The organism is Clostridium sp. HBUAS56017 (assembly GCF_007115085.1).
Classification (GTDB): Bacteria; Bacillota; Clostridia; order Clostridiales; family Clostridiaceae; genus Clostridium; species Clostridium cibarium.
Genome location: NZ_SULK01000006.1, coordinates 100,771 through 116,437, shown reverse-complemented (window position 1 = coordinate 116,437; position 15,667 = coordinate 100,771). Strand labels below are relative to the sequence as shown.

14 protein-coding genes and 2 pseudogenes are annotated in these 15,667 nt (G+C 29.3%); 13 read left to right on the top strand and 3 right to left on the bottom strand.

What is annotated here, in order from left to right:
* Positions 1 to 432: 432 nt before the first annotated feature.
* Positions 433 to 759, bottom strand: a pseudogene (locus FAY47_RS20890) (NlpC/P60 family protein); the annotation flags it as partial.
* Positions 760 to 1,079: 320 nt separating this feature from the next.
* Between FAY47_RS20890 and FAY47_RS07630 the strand changes: the two are divergent.
* The 3 genes from FAY47_RS07630 to FAY47_RS07615 all read left to right on the top strand — a co-directional run bounded on the left by FAY47_RS07630 (position 1,080) and on the right by FAY47_RS07615 (position 3,593).
* A complete protein-coding gene (locus FAY47_RS07630) occupies positions 1,080 to 1,523 on the top strand; it encodes a GNAT family N-acetyltransferase (protein WP_143316100.1) in 444 nt (147 codons plus the stop codon).
* Between the two features lie 515 nt (positions 1,524 to 2,038).
* Complete coding sequence (locus FAY47_RS07625; RefSeq protein WP_143316099.1) at positions 2,039 to 2,632, top strand: stress protein; 594 nt, start codon at positions 2,039 to 2,041, stop codon at positions 2,630 to 2,632.
* A 328-nt stretch (positions 2,633 to 2,960) separates the two neighbouring features.
* The gene (locus tag FAY47_RS07615) at positions 2,961 to 3,593 is read left to right on the top strand and encodes an alpha/beta hydrolase (protein WP_143316098.1); all 633 of its coding nucleotides are present in this window, start codon (positions 2,961 to 2,963) and stop codon (positions 3,591 to 3,593) included.
* 56 nt (positions 3,594 to 3,649) lie between these two features.
* Here the strand turns inward: FAY47_RS07615 and FAY47_RS07610 are convergent, their stop codons facing one another.
* Entirely contained in the window at positions 3,650 to 4,201 is a 552-nt protein-coding gene (locus FAY47_RS07610) for a PadR family transcriptional regulator (protein ID WP_143316097.1), read from the bottom strand.
* Between the two features lie 167 nt (positions 4,202 to 4,368).
* Between FAY47_RS07610 and FAY47_RS07605 the strand changes: the two genes are divergently transcribed.
* The 7 genes and pseudogenes from FAY47_RS07605 to FAY47_RS20250 all read left to right on the top strand — a co-directional run bounded on the left by FAY47_RS07605 (position 4,369) and on the right by FAY47_RS20250 (position 10,787).
* Entirely contained in the window at positions 4,369 to 6,363 is a 1,995-nt protein-coding gene (locus tag FAY47_RS07605) for an FAD-dependent oxidoreductase (protein ID WP_143316096.1), read from the top strand.
* A gap of 218 nt (positions 6,364 to 6,581) precedes the next feature.
* The gene (locus FAY47_RS07600; RefSeq protein WP_143316095.1) at positions 6,582 to 7,547 is read left to right on the top strand and encodes an AraC family transcriptional regulator; all 966 of its coding nucleotides are present in this window, start codon (positions 6,582 to 6,584) and stop codon (positions 7,545 to 7,547) included.
* Between the two features lie 61 nt (positions 7,548 to 7,608).
* The gene (locus FAY47_RS07595) at positions 7,609 to 8,571 is read left to right on the top strand and encodes an alpha/beta hydrolase (RefSeq protein ID WP_243129570.1); all 963 of its coding nucleotides are present in this window, start codon (positions 7,609 to 7,611) and stop codon (positions 8,569 to 8,571) included.
* A 176-nt stretch (positions 8,572 to 8,747) separates the two neighbouring features.
* Positions 8,748 to 9,290 (top strand): annotated as a pseudogene (locus tag FAY47_RS20885) (MCP four helix bundle domain-containing protein); the annotation flags it as partial.
* Positions 9,291 to 9,323: 33 nt separating this feature from the next.
* A complete protein-coding gene (locus FAY47_RS21290; protein ID WP_347562794.1) occupies positions 9,324 to 10,136 on the top strand; it encodes a methyl-accepting chemotaxis protein in 813 nt (270 codons plus the stop codon).
* The gene (locus FAY47_RS07580) at positions 10,133 to 10,333 is read left to right on the top strand and encodes a hypothetical protein (protein WP_143316093.1); all 201 of its coding nucleotides are present in this window, start codon (positions 10,133 to 10,135) and stop codon (positions 10,331 to 10,333) included. The genes FAY47_RS21290 and FAY47_RS07580 overlap by 4 nt, the downstream gene beginning before the upstream one ends.
* Before the next feature lie 304 nt (positions 10,334 to 10,637).
* Positions 10,638 to 10,787, top strand: coding sequence for a hypothetical protein (locus tag FAY47_RS20250; RefSeq protein ID WP_185966761.1), 150 nt, complete (start codon positions 10,638 to 10,640; stop codon positions 10,785 to 10,787).
* Positions 10,788 to 10,949: 162 nt separating this feature from the next.
* Here FAY47_RS20250 and FAY47_RS07570 read toward each other — a convergent pair whose 3' ends face one another.
* Entirely contained in the window at positions 10,950 to 11,369 is a 420-nt protein-coding gene (locus tag FAY47_RS07570) for a hypothetical protein (RefSeq protein WP_143316092.1), read from the bottom strand.
* Positions 11,370 to 11,583: 214 nt separating this feature from the next.
* On the opposite strand from FAY47_RS07570, the gene rhaB reads away from it, so the two are divergent.
* The 3 genes from rhaB (at position 11,584) to fucO (ending at position 15,491) form a co-directional block, all read left to right on the top strand.
* The gene (gene rhaB, locus FAY47_RS07565) at positions 11,584 to 12,981 is read left to right on the top strand and encodes a rhamnulokinase (protein ID WP_143316091.1); all 1,398 of its coding nucleotides are present in this window, start codon (positions 11,584 to 11,586) and stop codon (positions 12,979 to 12,981) included.
* 28 nt (positions 12,982 to 13,009) lie between these two features.
* Positions 13,010 to 14,266 carry an L-rhamnose isomerase gene (rhaA, locus tag FAY47_RS07560; RefSeq protein ID WP_143316090.1) on the top strand — a complete coding sequence of 419 codons (1,257 nt, stop codon included), beginning with the start codon at positions 13,010 to 13,012 and terminating at the stop codon, positions 14,264 to 14,266.
* Positions 14,267 to 14,339: 73 nt separating this feature from the next.
* A complete protein-coding gene (fucO, locus tag FAY47_RS07555; RefSeq protein ID WP_143316089.1) occupies positions 14,340 to 15,491 on the top strand; it encodes a lactaldehyde reductase in 1,152 nt (383 codons plus the stop codon).
* Positions 15,492 to 15,667 lie beyond the last annotated feature (176 nt).

Genomic DNA, 15,667 nt, shown 5'->3' with positions numbered 1-15,667 from the left:
TTTATAAATCTTAAAATTGAAGTTTTCGCTAGCAGTTCTACCTTCGTTTATACCATATGTTAAAAAGTGAATTATAATTCCGTGATAATCATTTCCAAAAGAGTTTGCTACATCTGGATTGTTCTTAATATAGAAGTCCATATTAAATACTGGGGAAAGATCTCTAGATTCCTTATAACCTGTATTAATAAAGTGATTGTAAGCAGCTTCGAAGTTATTTGCACCAAATGCATTTATAAGATCAGCATTATGATTTAGGTAATAATTAGAATCGAAAACTATAGATGAAGTACGACCTTCTTTTATTCCATAAGAATGAAAATGATTACGAAGTTTTATATTATCATTTCCAAAAGCACTCTTCAAATCTGCGTATTTATTAGAATAGAAATTTGCATTAAATATAGTATCTTCAATATTTGGAGCAGTTTCCATTATTCTTTTTGCTCTCCAAAATTTATATACGGAAGATATTTTTACTACATCACCTGTCCTAGGAGCATGTATCATTTGACCATTACCAATATATATTCCTACATGGCCTGGATCTGTAAAAACTAAATCTCCAAGAATTAAGTCACTTTGTGATATTTCTTTACCTGAATTAATCTGATTACTAGTAGTTCGTCCAATTTGGATGTTAGCAACATTTATATATACGTATTGTGTAAATCCTGAGCAGTCGAAGGAACTTGGACCAGTAGAGCCAAAGTTATATGGTTTGCCTAGATGTTTCATAGCTTCATTGATAATTGCTTGTCCACTTATAGTGCTTGCTTTAACAGATAGAGAGGTATTAAAAATATTAAGTAATATAAGTAGAACTGATAATATAAAAATTAATAATTTTTTTGTTCTTGTATTGCAAGTTAACATTTGATGCCTCCTTTATTACTTTTGATTTATAATTAAAGGTTTACAAACAAATTATACCTAGGGGGAGCAGTTAAATCAACTGGATATGGATGGACAGTATGGTAATATAAAAAGATTATTATAATTTATTGTTTTATGTAATTATATCGAATACAATGTGTATTATACGTTTTTTAATTATTCTACAAATGGAGGAAAATATAATGAACTGGAACTTAAAAAAAATTAGTGAGTTGACTATTGAAGAATTATATAAAATTCTAAAATTAAGAAGTGAAGTATTTGTTGTAGAACAACAATGTGTTTATCAAGATTGTGATGGAAAAGATGAGAGTTCATATCACTTATATTTAGAGGATAAAGGCGAAATTGTAGCATACTTAAGAATTTTGCCAAGGAAGATTTCATATGAAGAAATGTCTATTGGTAGAGTTGTAGTAAAAAAATCTTATCGAGGGCAATCTGTAGCAAGTGAAATGCTTAAGAAAGCTATTGAATTTATTGAAGAAAAACTAAATCAAATGGAAATTAGAATATCAGCCCAAGCTCACTTGATAAACTTTTATGGAAGCTTTGGCTTTAAAGCAGTTACAGAGGAATATTTAGAAGATGGAATCCCGCATATAGAAATGCTATATAAAAAATAAGTTCAATAATAGATAGGATGGGTTAACAGAAATTAAGAAAAGAGGAAAAATGGAGAATCTACATGAGTATAAGAAGAATATTATAAAGCTGAGCTAGCAACTAAATATTTTCAATAAAAGCCATTGGTTATTAAATGTAACCCAATGGTTATTTTTTTATTCTAAATGAAAGTAGAAAAATTTTAAAAAATAAAGCACGAAGAAATTATGGATAAAATGCTAATGTAATTAACTTTTTATAACAAATATTAATAGATATGTTATAAAAATAGTACTATAGTCATATTGACGCAATAATAATCTTATATTATAGTAAATGTAGAAATAGAAGGAAAATTATCAAATAAAGTGTAAAACAGTAATATTAAGTGATAGTTTGGCTCTAAAATTGTAAGTTTTATGGAGCAATTGAGGTGGACAAACATATGAAGATGCTGTGCTATTGATATCATATTTTAATTAGATCAGCATTTAAAATATGATGTTGAAATATAAAATATAGGGAGAGGGTAAAAATGAAGAAAATTAAAATGAAAGTTATTACAGTATGCTTAGCACTAGGAATGGTGGCAACTACTATGGGAGCACCAACTGTTGCTTATGCAGCTAGCAAGGGTGAAAAGTGTACAATTTCAAATGGTATTGAAACTAGTGTGGCTAACAATAATGATGCGAAAAATTATAATTTTAATCAAAATGTAGATGCTATTTATGGGGCTAGTAAAGCGTGGGCTCCTGGTATTAATTTTAATGTAAGCATTGATGTGTTAGGGATTGCTAATAGAATAGCTAGTGAAATAAGTAGAAATAACTTTAATGGGCAAAGAGCTGCTTTTTGTAAAAATCTAATGGAAACGGCTTTTTATGCAGCAGGTGGTAGATATAATGTAGTTGTTTTTGATTTATCACAAAACTACAATTATAGACTTTCAGGTGTTAAAATGTATGCTGGTTACCAATTTGATGGAACTACATTTGGGGTTTGGATATTTGATAGAAACCAACCTAGAGGATCTTATTTTAGAAATGATGGTCGCAGAGGATGGGATCATTGGGCTTGCAGAGGATGGCAAAGACAAGAAGACAATGTAATGTGGTATAATAAATAAATTTATAATTCTTTTTAAGTAGCGTTTATTCAAATACTACATAGTGATTAAATGATAAGTTTAATCAATTGTAGATAGATATTACTAGTCCTAACATGGAATTAATTCTATGTTAGGACTTTTTGTGAGTCTAGCATGGATACGAACTAATGAAGAATTTAAATATCAGCCCAAATTCACTTGATAAACTTTTATGGAAGTCTTGGGTTTAAAGCAGTTACAGAGGAGTATTTAGAAGAGGAAATTCCACATATAGAAATGTTATATAAAAAATAAGTTTGATAATAGGATGATGAGTTAATAGAAATTAAGAAAAGAGGAGAATCTAATGAAAGAAAAAATTATAAAAGTTAGTTCATATTACGGAGGTGATTTTCAAAATGTTTTTGTTGATCAGGAAAGCAATATTTTAGTTATTATGTTTCCGGGAAGTGGATATATAAATGCTAAACCACTTTTGTATTATTCAAACAAAATAGCTTTGGAACTTGGCTTTGATACTCTATGTTTAAATTATGGTTTTCAGGTTTTCAATAAAGACTTTAATTTAGATAATGATAAAGAAATTGAAATTTTAGTTCAGGAATCAGAAAAAATAATTAGAAACTGTTTGAATAAAGAATATAAAGAGTTAATTTTTATTGGAAAAAGTTTAGGGACTATTGTGCAAAGCAAATTATCTAAAAGATTTAAAGAATATAAACAAGTTCATGTCTATTTAACACCTGTAGATAAAACTCTAAAAAATTCAATTAAACATTCATGCTTAGCAATTTCAGGAACAAAGGATAAAAAGATAAATAGTTCAAATATAAAAAAGTTAGAAGAAAATGAAGAAGTTCAATTATTAAAAATTAATGGAGTGGGTCATAGCTTAGAAGGGTCAGATGTAATACAAAATATAAAAATATTAGCTGAATTAATGAGAACCATTAAGGAATTTTTGATAAAATCAATATAAAGTGAGCAATACTATGTTAACTTAGATAAGTATTTACCATAATATTGCTCGTTAATTTATATATTTTTTTTAGAATTTTCAATCTTATTTATACAATATTCAAGCCATTCAATATAAGACTTCTCTCTTAAAATAGCACCCTTTAAAACTATATAATCCCCAAATTTAGGTGAGGAAATATCATCGATATCGGAAAGTTTATTTATATATTCTTCTAAGTTTTGAAGCTTTTCTGTGCGTTTATCCAGTTGACTAAAAAATTGTTTTAGTACTGTTTCATTATCCATTTCGTCACAGAAATAAGCTTTAAGTCTAAAGATGTCTTTAGGGGTTTGTTCTAAAGGTTCATCCTTAACAAGCCATGTTTTTAGATCCTTCTTTCCATCTTCGGTAATTGTATATAATTTTTTTTCTAGTTTTTCCCCTTGAATAATTGTTTTATATGATATTAGACCTTCATCGGTTAACTTTTTTAGTTCAGGATAAATCTGACTATGTTTAGCATACCAAAAGTTAACAAGGCCTTCGTTAAATTCTTTAGTTATATCATAGCCAGTTAAAGGTTCTCGATTTATTAAACCTAATATAGCATATTTTAAAGTCCTCATATGTAGAATTTCACTCCTTCTTGCTAATATTTTAACACTATAAATTAAAATGTAAACATAAAATTCAAACATGTAATTATTGACATGTTTGTTTTAAAAGGAATATAATGAATGTGAAAAGTTTAACTAAATTTTTTACTAATGAATTTTGATATGGAGGATGAAAGATGAACAAGTATAAGAAACTGTTTGAATCGGTTAAAATTGGAAGTTGTGAAATTAAAAATCGTTTTGCTTTAGCTCCAATGGGACCATTAGGATTAGCAGATAGTGAAGGTGGATTTAATCAAAGAGGTATTGATTATTATACTGAAAGAGCAAAGGGTGGAACTGGCTTAATTATTACAGGTGTTACCTTTGTTGATAATGAAGTTGAAGAACATGGAATGCCAAATTGTCCATGTCCAACACATAATCCTGTTCAATTTGTTAGAACAGGTAAAGAAATGACAGAAAGAATACATGCATATAATTCAAAAGTATTTTTACAAATGTCAGGTGGATTTGGAAGGGTTACTATACCAACAAATTTAGGAGAATTTCCACCAGTAGCACCATCACCAATACAACATAGATGGCTTGATAAAACATGTCGAGAACTTACTGTAGAAGAAATTAAATCAATAGTTAAGAAATTTGGAGATGGAGCATTTAATGCTAAAAGAGCAGGTTTTGATGGTGTTCAAATCCATGCTGTACATGAAGGATATCTTATAGATCAATTTGCAATAGCTCTTTTCAATCAAAGAACTGATGAATATGGCGGATCTTTAGAAAATAGACTTCGCTTTGCTCGTGAAATAGTTGAAGAAATTAAAGAAAGATGCGGACAAGACTTCCCTGTAACGCTTAGATATTCACCAAAGAGCTTTATAAAAGATTTTAGAAATGGTGCGCTTCCAGGGGAAGAATTTATAGAAAAAGGTAGAGATCTTGAAGAAGGTATTGAAGCAGCAAAATTACTTGTAAAGTATGGGTACGATGCATTAGACACTGATGTTGGATCATATGATTCATGGTGGTGGAGTCATCCCCCAATGTATCAAGAAAAGGGATTATACAGACCTTATGCCAAACTAATGAAGGAAACAGTGGATGTTCCTGTTATATGTGCAGGTAGAATGGATGATCCAGACATGGCCTTAGAAGCTATAGAAAATGGAACATGTGATATGATAAGTCTTGGAAGACCATTACTTGCAGATCCTGATTATGTAAATAAATTAAGAAGTAATAGATGTAAATCAATTAGACCTTGTATATCATGTCAAGAAGGTTGTATGGGACGTGTTCAGCATTATTCAATGCTTAACTGTGCAGTAAATCCTCAAAGTTGTAGAGAAAAAGATAATGCACTAACACCTATAATTAAGAAGAAAAAAGTTTTAATAGTTGGTGGAGGAGTAGCTGGGTCAGAAGCTGCAAGAGTTTTGGCACTAAGAGGTCATGAACCAGTTCTGTTTGAAAAATCGTCAAGATTTGGCGGGAACTTAATTCCAGGTGGAGCACCAGACTTTAAGGAAGATGATATAGCTTTAGCTGATTGGTATGCTCATACTTTAGAAGAATTAAAAGTTGAAGTACATTTAAATAGTGAAGTGACTAAAGAACAAATATTAGAATATAATGCTGACAGTGTAATAATTGCAACAGGTTCAACTCCAAAAGTATTCTCACTTGGAGATGATGAAAATGTATTTACAGCAGCAGATGTATTAACAGGAAAGAAAGATTCAAAAGATACAACAGTTGTTGTAGGAGGAGGCCTTGTTGGCTGCGAAACTGCACTATATCTTGCACAAAAAGGCAAAAAGGTAACAATAGTAGAAGCTCTTCATAAAATACTTGCTTTAAATGGACCTTTATGTTCTGCAAATAGTGAAATGCTTGAAAAGTTAATACCATTTAACAATATTGAAGTTAAGGAAAACTCAAAAGTAAAAACATATAAAGATGGAATTCTTGAAATAGAAACAGAAAATGGTATTGAGAATATAAAATGCGATTCTGTAATACTTTCTGTAGGATATAAAGAGGAAAATTCTTTATACAAAGAATTAGAATTTGATATTCCAGAAATTTATCTTTTAGGAGATGCTCGTAAGGTTTCAAATATTATGTATGGTATTTGGGATGCATATGAAGTAGCAAATCATATTTAAGCAATAAAATTTATATTAAAGAGTAGACTAATAAAAAAAGTCTACTCTTTTTTTACTTTCTTAAACAATATATACACTTTGTAAAACAAATCTGATATATTCCTTTTGGGGCTTTTGTAGATTAAGATGAACCTAGGAAAAAAATTTTTTTTATTATGTATTATGGAAGATATATAATTATTGATATAATGAGAAAAAAGAGGAGTGAGAGGCTTAATATGATACGAGATATACATGAAAAGTTATTAGCATTAACAGATGAAGAAAAACAAATTTTAAATGGGGAAATAGAAGTAGATAGAAGTCTTTACACCGATAATGGACAATTCATTATAGATAGCGATAAACTATTATCTCAAGGGGAACTTATAGATATTAGAAAGCATACAAGGTTTATTAAGTTTCCGGAACATAAGCATAACTACATAGAATTTAATTATGTTTATCAAGGAGAATTAAAAGAGATTATAGATAACAAGGAAATAAATTTAAAAAAAGGTGAATTAATATTTTTAAATCAATATATAAATCATGAGTTAGAGATATGCTCAGAAAATGATATTAGTATTAATTTTATAATTAGGCCAGAATTTTTTGATTATATATTGAGTCTTTTAGATAATGAAAATATAATTAGTAGATTTTTAATAACAACTTTATATACAGATTATAAAGAAGGAGAATATTTGTATTTTAAGGTAGCGGAAGATGAAAAAGTTCAAGAAATATTAGAGAAGATTATAATAGAACTCTATACAGATGGGATGATGAGTCGGGTTACTATAAAATTGTTAGTTGGGCTCTTGTTTGTTGAACTAGTAAAAACTCCAGAATGTATTGAGATATATTCAGTAGATAACTATGATAAGATGATAATTATTCAAGTTTTTAAATATATACATGAATTTTATAAAGAAGGTACTCTTTTGGAGATAGCAGAAAAATTAAAGCAACCAGACTATAAGCTTAGTAAGCTAATAAAGAAGCATACTCAAATGACATTTAAGGAGTTAATTCAAGAAAAGAGATTGAGTAGAGCCATTGAACTTCTTAAAGCTAGAGATTTATCAGTTGTTGAAATAATGCAAAAAGTAGGGTATGAAAATCCAACTTATTTTTATAAGATATTTAAGGAAAAGTATGGGGTTACACCAATGGAATATAGAAAAAAAGATAATAAATAAATGTTATTTTCCTGTATTATTTACAGAGAAAAATATAGGAAGGTAGAAGTTAGGATTAATAATGTTAACAACGATTATATTTGGTATAATTTACTTAGATATTAATGGAAGTGTTGGTGATATTATGCTAATAGAAAAAAATGAATTGTGGGAAAATAATAACAAGGTTACTTTAACTTCATATTTGTTAGATTATACAGATGAAATAGGTATACAGAAGCGTCCATCAATAATTATTTGCCCAGGAGGTGGATATTTATTTGCTTCAGATAGAGAAGCAGAGCCGATAGCAATGAAATTTGCAGGAGAAGGATATAATACTTTTGTTCTTAGGTATAACGTATACAATGAAGAGGGACAAAACTCCAATAATACATCTAAAGTAAATAAAGAAACGAAATATCCAAATCCTTTATTTGATTTGGCAAAAGCTATGTTAGTAGTACGAAAAAATGCGGAAAAGTGGTCAGTAGATAAAGATAAGATCTTTGTTTGTGGATTTTCAGCAGGTGGGCATTTAGCAGCGAGCTTAGGAGTTCATTGGCAAGATCGATTATTGAGAGAAAAATTTAATGTTGATAATGAGATTTTTAAGCCAAATGGATTAATTTTGGGATATCCTGTTTTAGATTATTTAACTATGATGGAAGTTGTAAATGAAAAAGATGATGAGTGGCTTATCGATTTTTGGAAAACATCCAATAATGCTCTTTTCGGAGAAAAAAATCCTTCAGTAAATTATTTAGGAGAATTGAGTCCAGTAAAATTTGTAACAGATAAAACTCCACCAACATTTTTATGGCATACAGCAAGTGATGGTTTAGTAACTGCTAGAAATTCTTTGAATTTTGCAGCTGAGTTATCTAAAAAGGGGGTTCCATATGAACTTCATATTTTTGAAAAAGGCGATCATGGACTAGCATTATGTGATAAAGTCACTGCAAAATATGACTGTCAAATTAATCTAGAAGTGAAGCCATGGTTTGATATGGCTCTTACTTGGTTAAAAAAATATTCATTTTAGTTAAGCCTAAAGTTAACAAATTTATAACTAGTTTTTATCGAAAAATATAAAAAATAAGAAAACAGATAATATTTAGTAAAGTATTATTCGTTTTTTTTGATATTAATATTAATTACAATATAAAAGAAATAACTTAAGTTATTAAGGGTACAAATGAATTTTAGGGGGAAACGCAAATGATAACAAAAAATATGAAAATATCACAAAAGCTAATTGCAGCAAGTATATTAAGCACAATATTTTTGGGGTTGGTTGGCTTTTTTGGGGTAACGAGAATGAATATAATAAATGATAATTGAAACGATATTTATGAAGAAAATTTAGTATCCATGGATAAGCTGTATCAAATTCAATTAAATTTGTTAAGAACAAGGACAAATTTAGAACATCTTATTAATACTAGGTATGAAAAAGACTCGGATAGTATTGGAAAAACTATACTTAAATCTATTAATACAAATGATGAACTTTATGATGAAGTTAATAACTTGACTTTTTCAAGTTCAGAGCAAAAAGAAAGTTATGATAGCGCAAAGGCATCTTTAACTAAATATAAAGATTCAGTAAATAAAATTATAAATTTTGTTAAAGCAGGAAATTACGATGAAGAATCAAAGTTATATGAGGGTGATTTTACTACAATAAGAAAGAAAGTGGAATCTGGGATGAATGATGCTACTCAATATAGTGGAACCGATGCAAAAAAAGTTGCAGATTCAAATCAATCTATATTTCAACAAGGGTTGACCGAAATGATAATTGCTATAATTGTTGGAATGATAAGTATTTTTGCAATTGAATTAAAAATTGGAAGATGGCTTTCAAGAAGAATAAATGTTGTAAATGGGTTTGCTAATGATTTACAAAATGGAGATCTTACTAAACGAATAAAGATAACAGCTAATGATGTTTTCGTGAAGATGAAAATAGCAAATGAATCAACTGAGCTAATAGCTAAAGGTACACAAGAATTAAGTAGTATTACAGAGGAAGTAAGTGCTTCAGCGGAAGAAATGGATTCAAATACAAGTGCTCTTGCTAATAAAGCAGATGATGTAGCTATTTCTGTAAAAGAAATTAGAAGTCGTGCTATTGATATAAAGCATAAGTCAGAAAAAAATATAGACATTGGAAATCGTATTTATGAAGAAAAGCGAGTTAATATAATAAAAGCAATTGAAGAGGGGAAAATAGTTGAAGAGGGCAAAACTATGGCTGATTCAATAGGAGAAATAGCATCACAAACAGATTTACTTGCATTAAATGCAGCTATTGAAGCAGCAAGAGCAGGAGAACAAGGCAAAGGATTTGCTGTAGTTGCTGATGAAGTAAGAAAACTTGCAGAGGAATCAGCTAAAGCTGTTGTAAATATCCAGTCAATGGTAACACAGGTGCAGGTAGCTTTTGATAATTTATCAAAAGGAGGAGAAGATATATTAGATTATATATTAAACAATTTGAATCCAAGTTTTCAATACTTTTGGATACTGGTATTCAATATGAGAAGGATGCAGAGTTTGTTAATAACGTGTCTAAAGAAATTGCATATTCCTCAAATCAGATGAATCAAATAGTAGAACAAGTTAATCTTGCTATGCAGAATGTGTCAGCTACAGCAGAAGAATCAGCCGCAAGCTCAGAAGAAATTTTAAGTAGTATAAATGAAGTTACAAATGCAATTAATGAAGTTTCTAAATCTGCTAAAGATCAATCTGAGCTTGCAAAAAAACTAAATGATTTAGTTCAAGAATTTACAATATAGTATTAAAGACAGCATAGTAGACTATGCTGTTTTTTTATCTATAAATATTTTAGCAAATAGAATATTTATATCATTTAAATTGAAAATGTTCAAAGTAAAAATTTAAGAAAAGCACACTATTCAGATAAAAATTCAACATTGTTATATGTTAATAGTAACTATTAAAGGGAAAGGTGTAATTGTTATTAAGTATCATTATACATAAATTAATAATAAATATAATTTTATTTGAGATACTATTAGTAAATATATTTAAATTTTTCATAACCTAGTATTTGCTTAATTTGACAAGGAGGATTTTATTATGAGTAAAAGAAAAGAAAATTCATCGGCAATAGGAGGGATTGGTAACTTTACTAGAAATGCAGTAGAAAGTTTTGAAGAAAATATAGTTAATAAAAAAGATTACTTAGAACAGGTAAGGGATCATAAAGAAGGATATTCCCATAAATAAAGAATTTAATATTAAGGTTGGAACGGTTTGTCACTTGGAAGGTATACCTTAAGTTATGGTAGATTCAGATTTGGCCATAGGTGCAAAACCATGTAAAGGGAAGAATTAATTGAAAAAGTATCAAATAGATTTTAAAACTATTTAATACTTTTTTAAAAATTTCTAATTATTTTTACCGAACAAGCCTTTAAGCGTTAATCCTATTCCCGCAGCTATCATTCCAAACATTAATATACCTTGAAATAAACTAACAGGTCTAAAGTATATTCTAAGTCCCATCAAAATACCAACTACAATAATAAGTATTCCAATAATAAGTAAAAGCCACCCTAAAATAGAACGTTCATTAAAGAATAGTACTATTATTCCAATTAGTAAAGGTAATAAAACTAGTCCAAAGTTTGGAGTGAATCCCAATACTCTCGTTAGTGTAAATCCTGTAGAAATAGTAGTATTTTCGAATATTATGTATAAACCAACTAGAAGAACTACTATTCCTCCAAAGAATGTTAGTATATTCCCTTTAGGTGGTTCAGTATAGTTACTATTTAAGTTTTCTTCGATATTATTTTTTTTCCTCAACAATTCATCCTCCTAAAATCGTGAAGCAGTATAGGTTATATTATAATTTAAATTTGAAAATATTTCAAATAACAGAAGTTGAATTGAAAAAGTAATTAAAGTTTTTTAAAGAGAGAACGATACAAATAAGGATAATAAATTGAACAAATTTCGATATTACAAACGTTTTCTTGATGAAGTATAATTAGCTTAAAGATATAACAGGAGGAAAGGTATGGAGTACTATTTGGCAATTGATATTGGAGCATCTAGTGGAAGACATATATTAGGGTCAGTAGAAGATGGAAAGATAAAATTAGAAGAAATTTATAGATTTGAAAATGGAATAAGTAAAATAGAAAATGAATACTGTTGGGATATCAAAAAGTTATTTAAAGAGATAAAAACAGGAATTAAAAAATGCAAAGACATTGGAAAAGTTCCAAAGAGCATGGGAATAGATACTTGGGCAGTAGATTTCGTGCTTTTAGATGAAAAGGATGACATTCTGGGAAATGCTGTATCCTATAGGGATGATAGAACAGAAGGTATTATGGAAGAAGCTTTTAAAGTTATTCCAAAGGATATGATGTATCTATATACAGGAATCCAGTTTCAAAGATTTAATACAGTATATCAGTTACTATCAATAAAAAAGAATAAACCAGAAATGTTGGACAAGACAAAAACTTTTTTAATGATTCCAGATTATTTAAATTATTTGTTAACAGGAAAGAAAGTCAATGAATATACAAATGCATCGTCAACACAATTAGTAAATTCATTTGATAGAACATGGGATGCCAAAATATTAGATGATTTAGGAATTAATAAGGATATTTTTCAGAAAATCAAGTTGCCTAAAACAAATCTTGGTGGATTGAGAGAAGAGTTAGTTCAAGAATTTGGGTTTAATATGAATGTTATCCTTCCAGCAACTCATGATACTGGATCAGCTTTTATATCATCAGTATGTAATGATAGTGATAGCATTTACTTAAGTTCGGGAACATGGTCCTTAATAGGTATAGAAAACAAGTTTCCAATTTGTGTGCCACAAGCTATGGAATTTAATTTCACAAATGAAGGTGGTATAGATTATAGATATAGATTTTTAAAAAATATAATGGGACTTTGGGTGATACAAGAAGTTAGAAGAAACCTTGATAATAAATATTCTTTTGCAGAACTTGTAGATTTAGCTAGAGAAAATTTAGGTTTCCCTTCAGTAGTAGATGTAGATGATGATAGATTTTTAAAGCCTGATAATATGATAGAAGAAATACAGAAATTTTGTAGGGAAACTAATCAAAAGGTGCCTGAAGGAGCAGGAGAAGTTGCTATATGTGTGTATAATAGTTTAGCACATTGTTATAAAAAAGCAGTTTTCAACTTAGAAGAAATATTTGAAAAGAAATTTAAGAGAATAAATATTTTTGGTGGAGGATGCCAAAATGATTTGCTAAATGAATTGGTGGCAAAAATTACTGGAAAGGAAGTTTTAGCAGGGCCTGTTGAAGCTACAGCTATAGGAAATCTAGTAGCTCAATTTATAAGTCAGGGTGCTTTTGAAGATTTAGGTGAAGCCAGATATTCAATAAAAAAATCTTTTGATATTAAGATATTTAAATAAAATTAATAAACATATAGGAGGAATAAAAATGAACGTTAAAGAAAAATATGAATTAGCTAAAAAAGAATATGAGAAATGGGGAATAGATGTAGATAAGGTTCTTGATGAACTTAATAAGGTTAAAATATCAATTCATTGCTGGCAAGGTGATGATGTAACTGGCTTTGAAGTAAGTCAAAATGAATTATCAGGAGGGATAGCTGCAACAGGAAATTATCCTGGTAAGGCTAGAAATGCTGAAGAATTAAGAAAAGATTTAGACAAGGCGCTTAGTTTAATTCCAGGGAAGCATAAGGTAAATCTTCATGCAATATATGCAGAAACTGATGGGAAAGTGGTTGAAAGAGATGAATTAAAACCAGAACACTTTAAAAATTGGGTGGACTGGGCAAAGAAAAATGGTTTAGGACTTGATTTTAATCCAACAATATTTTCACATCCAAAGGCTGCTGATGGGTTAACTCTGTCACATCCTAATAAGGAAATTAGAGATTTTTGGATAAGGCATTGTATTGCATCAAGAAAGATAGGAGAATATTTTGGTAAAGAGCTTGGTCAAACTTGCTTAACTAATATATGGATTCCAGATGGATATAAAGATATTCCAAGTGATAGACTAGGACCAAGAAAGAGACTTAAAGATTCATTAGATGAAATTTTAAAAGTAGAAATAGATAAGGAATACAATCTGGATTGTGTAGAATCTAAGGTGTTTGGATTAGGTGCAGAAGCTTATACAGTAGGTTCGAATGAATTTTATTTAAATTATGCAGCTAAAAATAACATAATGTCACTAATGGATACAGGACACTATCATCCAACTGAAGTTGTATCTGATAAGCTTTCAGCTATGCTGTTATTTAATGAAAAGGTAGCACTTCATGTAAGTAGACCAGTAAGATGGGATTCAGACCATGTAATAGTATTTGATGATGAACTTAAAGAATTAGCTAAAGAAATAGTAAGAAATGATGCATTAGACAGAGTAATTATTGGGCTTGATTTCTTTGATGCAAGTATAAACAGAATAGCAGCTTGGACAATTGGATCAAGAAATATGATTAAAGCATTATTAAATGCGATGTTAATGCCAAATGAAAAGTTAATAGAATTACAAGATTTAGGTAACTTTACAGAGAGATTAGCACTAATGGAAGAATTCAAAACTTATCCAATGGGTGATATTTGGAATTATTATTGTGAAAAAAATAATGTTCCAGTAGGAGAAGAATGGCTAAATGAAGTAAAGGAATATGAAAAGACTGAACTTGCAAAAAGAATTTAAACTTAATTATCGATAAAGTTTATAAAAGAATTTGAAATTAGTAGGTTAAAAATATAAAAGGAGAATGATGATTATGTCAAACAGAATGGTTTTAAATGAAACAAGCTATTTAGGAGCAGGAGCAATTGAAAATATTGTTACTGAAGCTAAAATAAGAGGTTATAGAAAAGCATTAGTTGTAACAGATAAGGACTTAGTAAAGTTTAATGTTTCTACTAAAGTTACAGGTTTAATGAAGAAAAATAATTTGGAATTTGAAGTTTTTGATGAGGTAAAAGCAAATCCAACTATAAATGTTGTTAAAAGTGGTATAGAAAAGTTTAAAAAGTCAGGAGCAGATTATTTAATAGCTATTGGTGGAGGCTCATCAATTGATACTGCCAAGGCTATTGGAATAATTATAAATAATCCTGAATTTTCGGATGTAAGAAGTCTTGAAGGGGCTGTTGTAACTAAAAATAAATGTATACCCATTATAGCAGTGCCAACAACAGCAGGAACAGCAGCAGAAGTAACAATTAACTATGTTATTACAGATGAAGAAAGAAAAAGAAAGTTCGTTTGTGTAGATCCACATGATATACCAGTTATTGCAGTTGTAGACTCAGAGATGATGTCATCAATGCCAAAAGGTTTAACAGCAGCTACAGGAATGGATGCATTAACTCATGCAATTGAAGGATATATTACAAAAGGGGCTTGGGAGTTAACAGATACATTACATTTGAAGGCTATTGAAATTATTTCACGTTCTCTTAGAAGTGCTGTAAATAATGATCCAAAAGGAAGAGAAGATATGGCTCTTGGACAATATGTGGCAGGCATGGGATTTAGTAATGTTGGACTTGGAATAGTGCATGGTATGGCTCATCCTTTAGGAGCATTTTATGATACTCCACATGGAGTTGCAAATGCAGTTATTTTACCATATGTTATGGAATACAATGCATCTGCTACAGGAGAAAAGTACAGGGAAATAGCACGAGCTATGGGAGTAACTGGCATTGATAATATGACACAGGAGGAATATAGAAAAGTTGCAATTGATGAAGTAAAGAAACTTTCACAAGATGTAGGAATTCCAAAGAGATTAAGAGAAGTTGGTGTTAAGGAAGAAGATTTAGAAGCGCTTGCTAGGTCAGCTTTTGCTGATGCTTGTACTCCAGGAAATCCAAGAGATACAAGTGTTCAAGAAATATTAGAAATATATAGATCAATTTATTAATATTATAGTTTTTAAATATATACTTTGGTATAAAATGAATAGCTATAGATTTATTAGATTAGATGACATGTACTAGGTATATTTATTAAATGCTATAGTTTTTAATTACACTTAATAAGAAAAAAAATAAAACACCTGTGTAATATTCAAAAATTATATGGATATTAAATAGGTGT

What these genes read in the sequence shown, in the direction of transcription:
- FAY47_RS07630 (WP_143316100.1), top strand. Translation starts at nt 1,080, where the DNA reads ATGAACTGGAACTTAAAAAAAATTAGTGAGTTGACTATTGAAGAATTA.
- fucO (WP_143316089.1), top strand. Translation starts at nt 14,340, where the DNA reads ATGTCAAACAGAATGGTTTTAAATGAAACAAGCTATTTAGGAGCAGGA.
- FAY47_RS07580 (WP_143316093.1), top strand. Translation starts at nt 10,133, where the DNA reads ATGAATCAAATAGTAGAACAAGTTAATCTTGCTATGCAGAATGTGTCA.
- FAY47_RS07595 (WP_243129570.1), top strand. Translation starts at nt 7,609, where the DNA reads ATGTTAACAACGATTATATTTGGTATAATTTACTTAGATATTAATGGA.
- rhaA (WP_143316090.1), top strand. Translation starts at nt 13,010, where the DNA reads ATGAACGTTAAAGAAAAATATGAATTAGCTAAAAAAGAATATGAGAAA.
- FAY47_RS07610 (WP_143316097.1), bottom strand. Translation starts at nt 4,201, where the DNA reads ATGAGGACTTTAAAATATGCTATATTAGGTTTAATAAATCGAGAACCT.
- FAY47_RS07615 (WP_143316098.1), top strand. Translation starts at nt 2,961, where the DNA reads ATGAAAGAAAAAATTATAAAAGTTAGTTCATATTACGGAGGTGATTTT.
- FAY47_RS07600 (WP_143316095.1), top strand. Translation starts at nt 6,582, where the DNA reads ATGATACGAGATATACATGAAAAGTTATTAGCATTAACAGATGAAGAA.
- FAY47_RS07625 (WP_143316099.1), top strand. Translation starts at nt 2,039, where the DNA reads ATGAAGAAAATTAAAATGAAAGTTATTACAGTATGCTTAGCACTAGGA.
- FAY47_RS07605 (WP_143316096.1), top strand. Translation starts at nt 4,369, where the DNA reads ATGAACAAGTATAAGAAACTGTTTGAATCGGTTAAAATTGGAAGTTGT.
- FAY47_RS20250 (WP_185966761.1), top strand. Translation starts at nt 10,638, where the DNA reads ATGAGTAAAAGAAAAGAAAATTCATCGGCAATAGGAGGGATTGGTAAC.
- rhaB (WP_143316091.1), top strand. Translation starts at nt 11,584, where the DNA reads ATGGAGTACTATTTGGCAATTGATATTGGAGCATCTAGTGGAAGACAT.
- FAY47_RS21290 (WP_347562794.1), top strand. Translation starts at nt 9,324, where the DNA reads ATGATAATTGCTATAATTGTTGGAATGATAAGTATTTTTGCAATTGAA.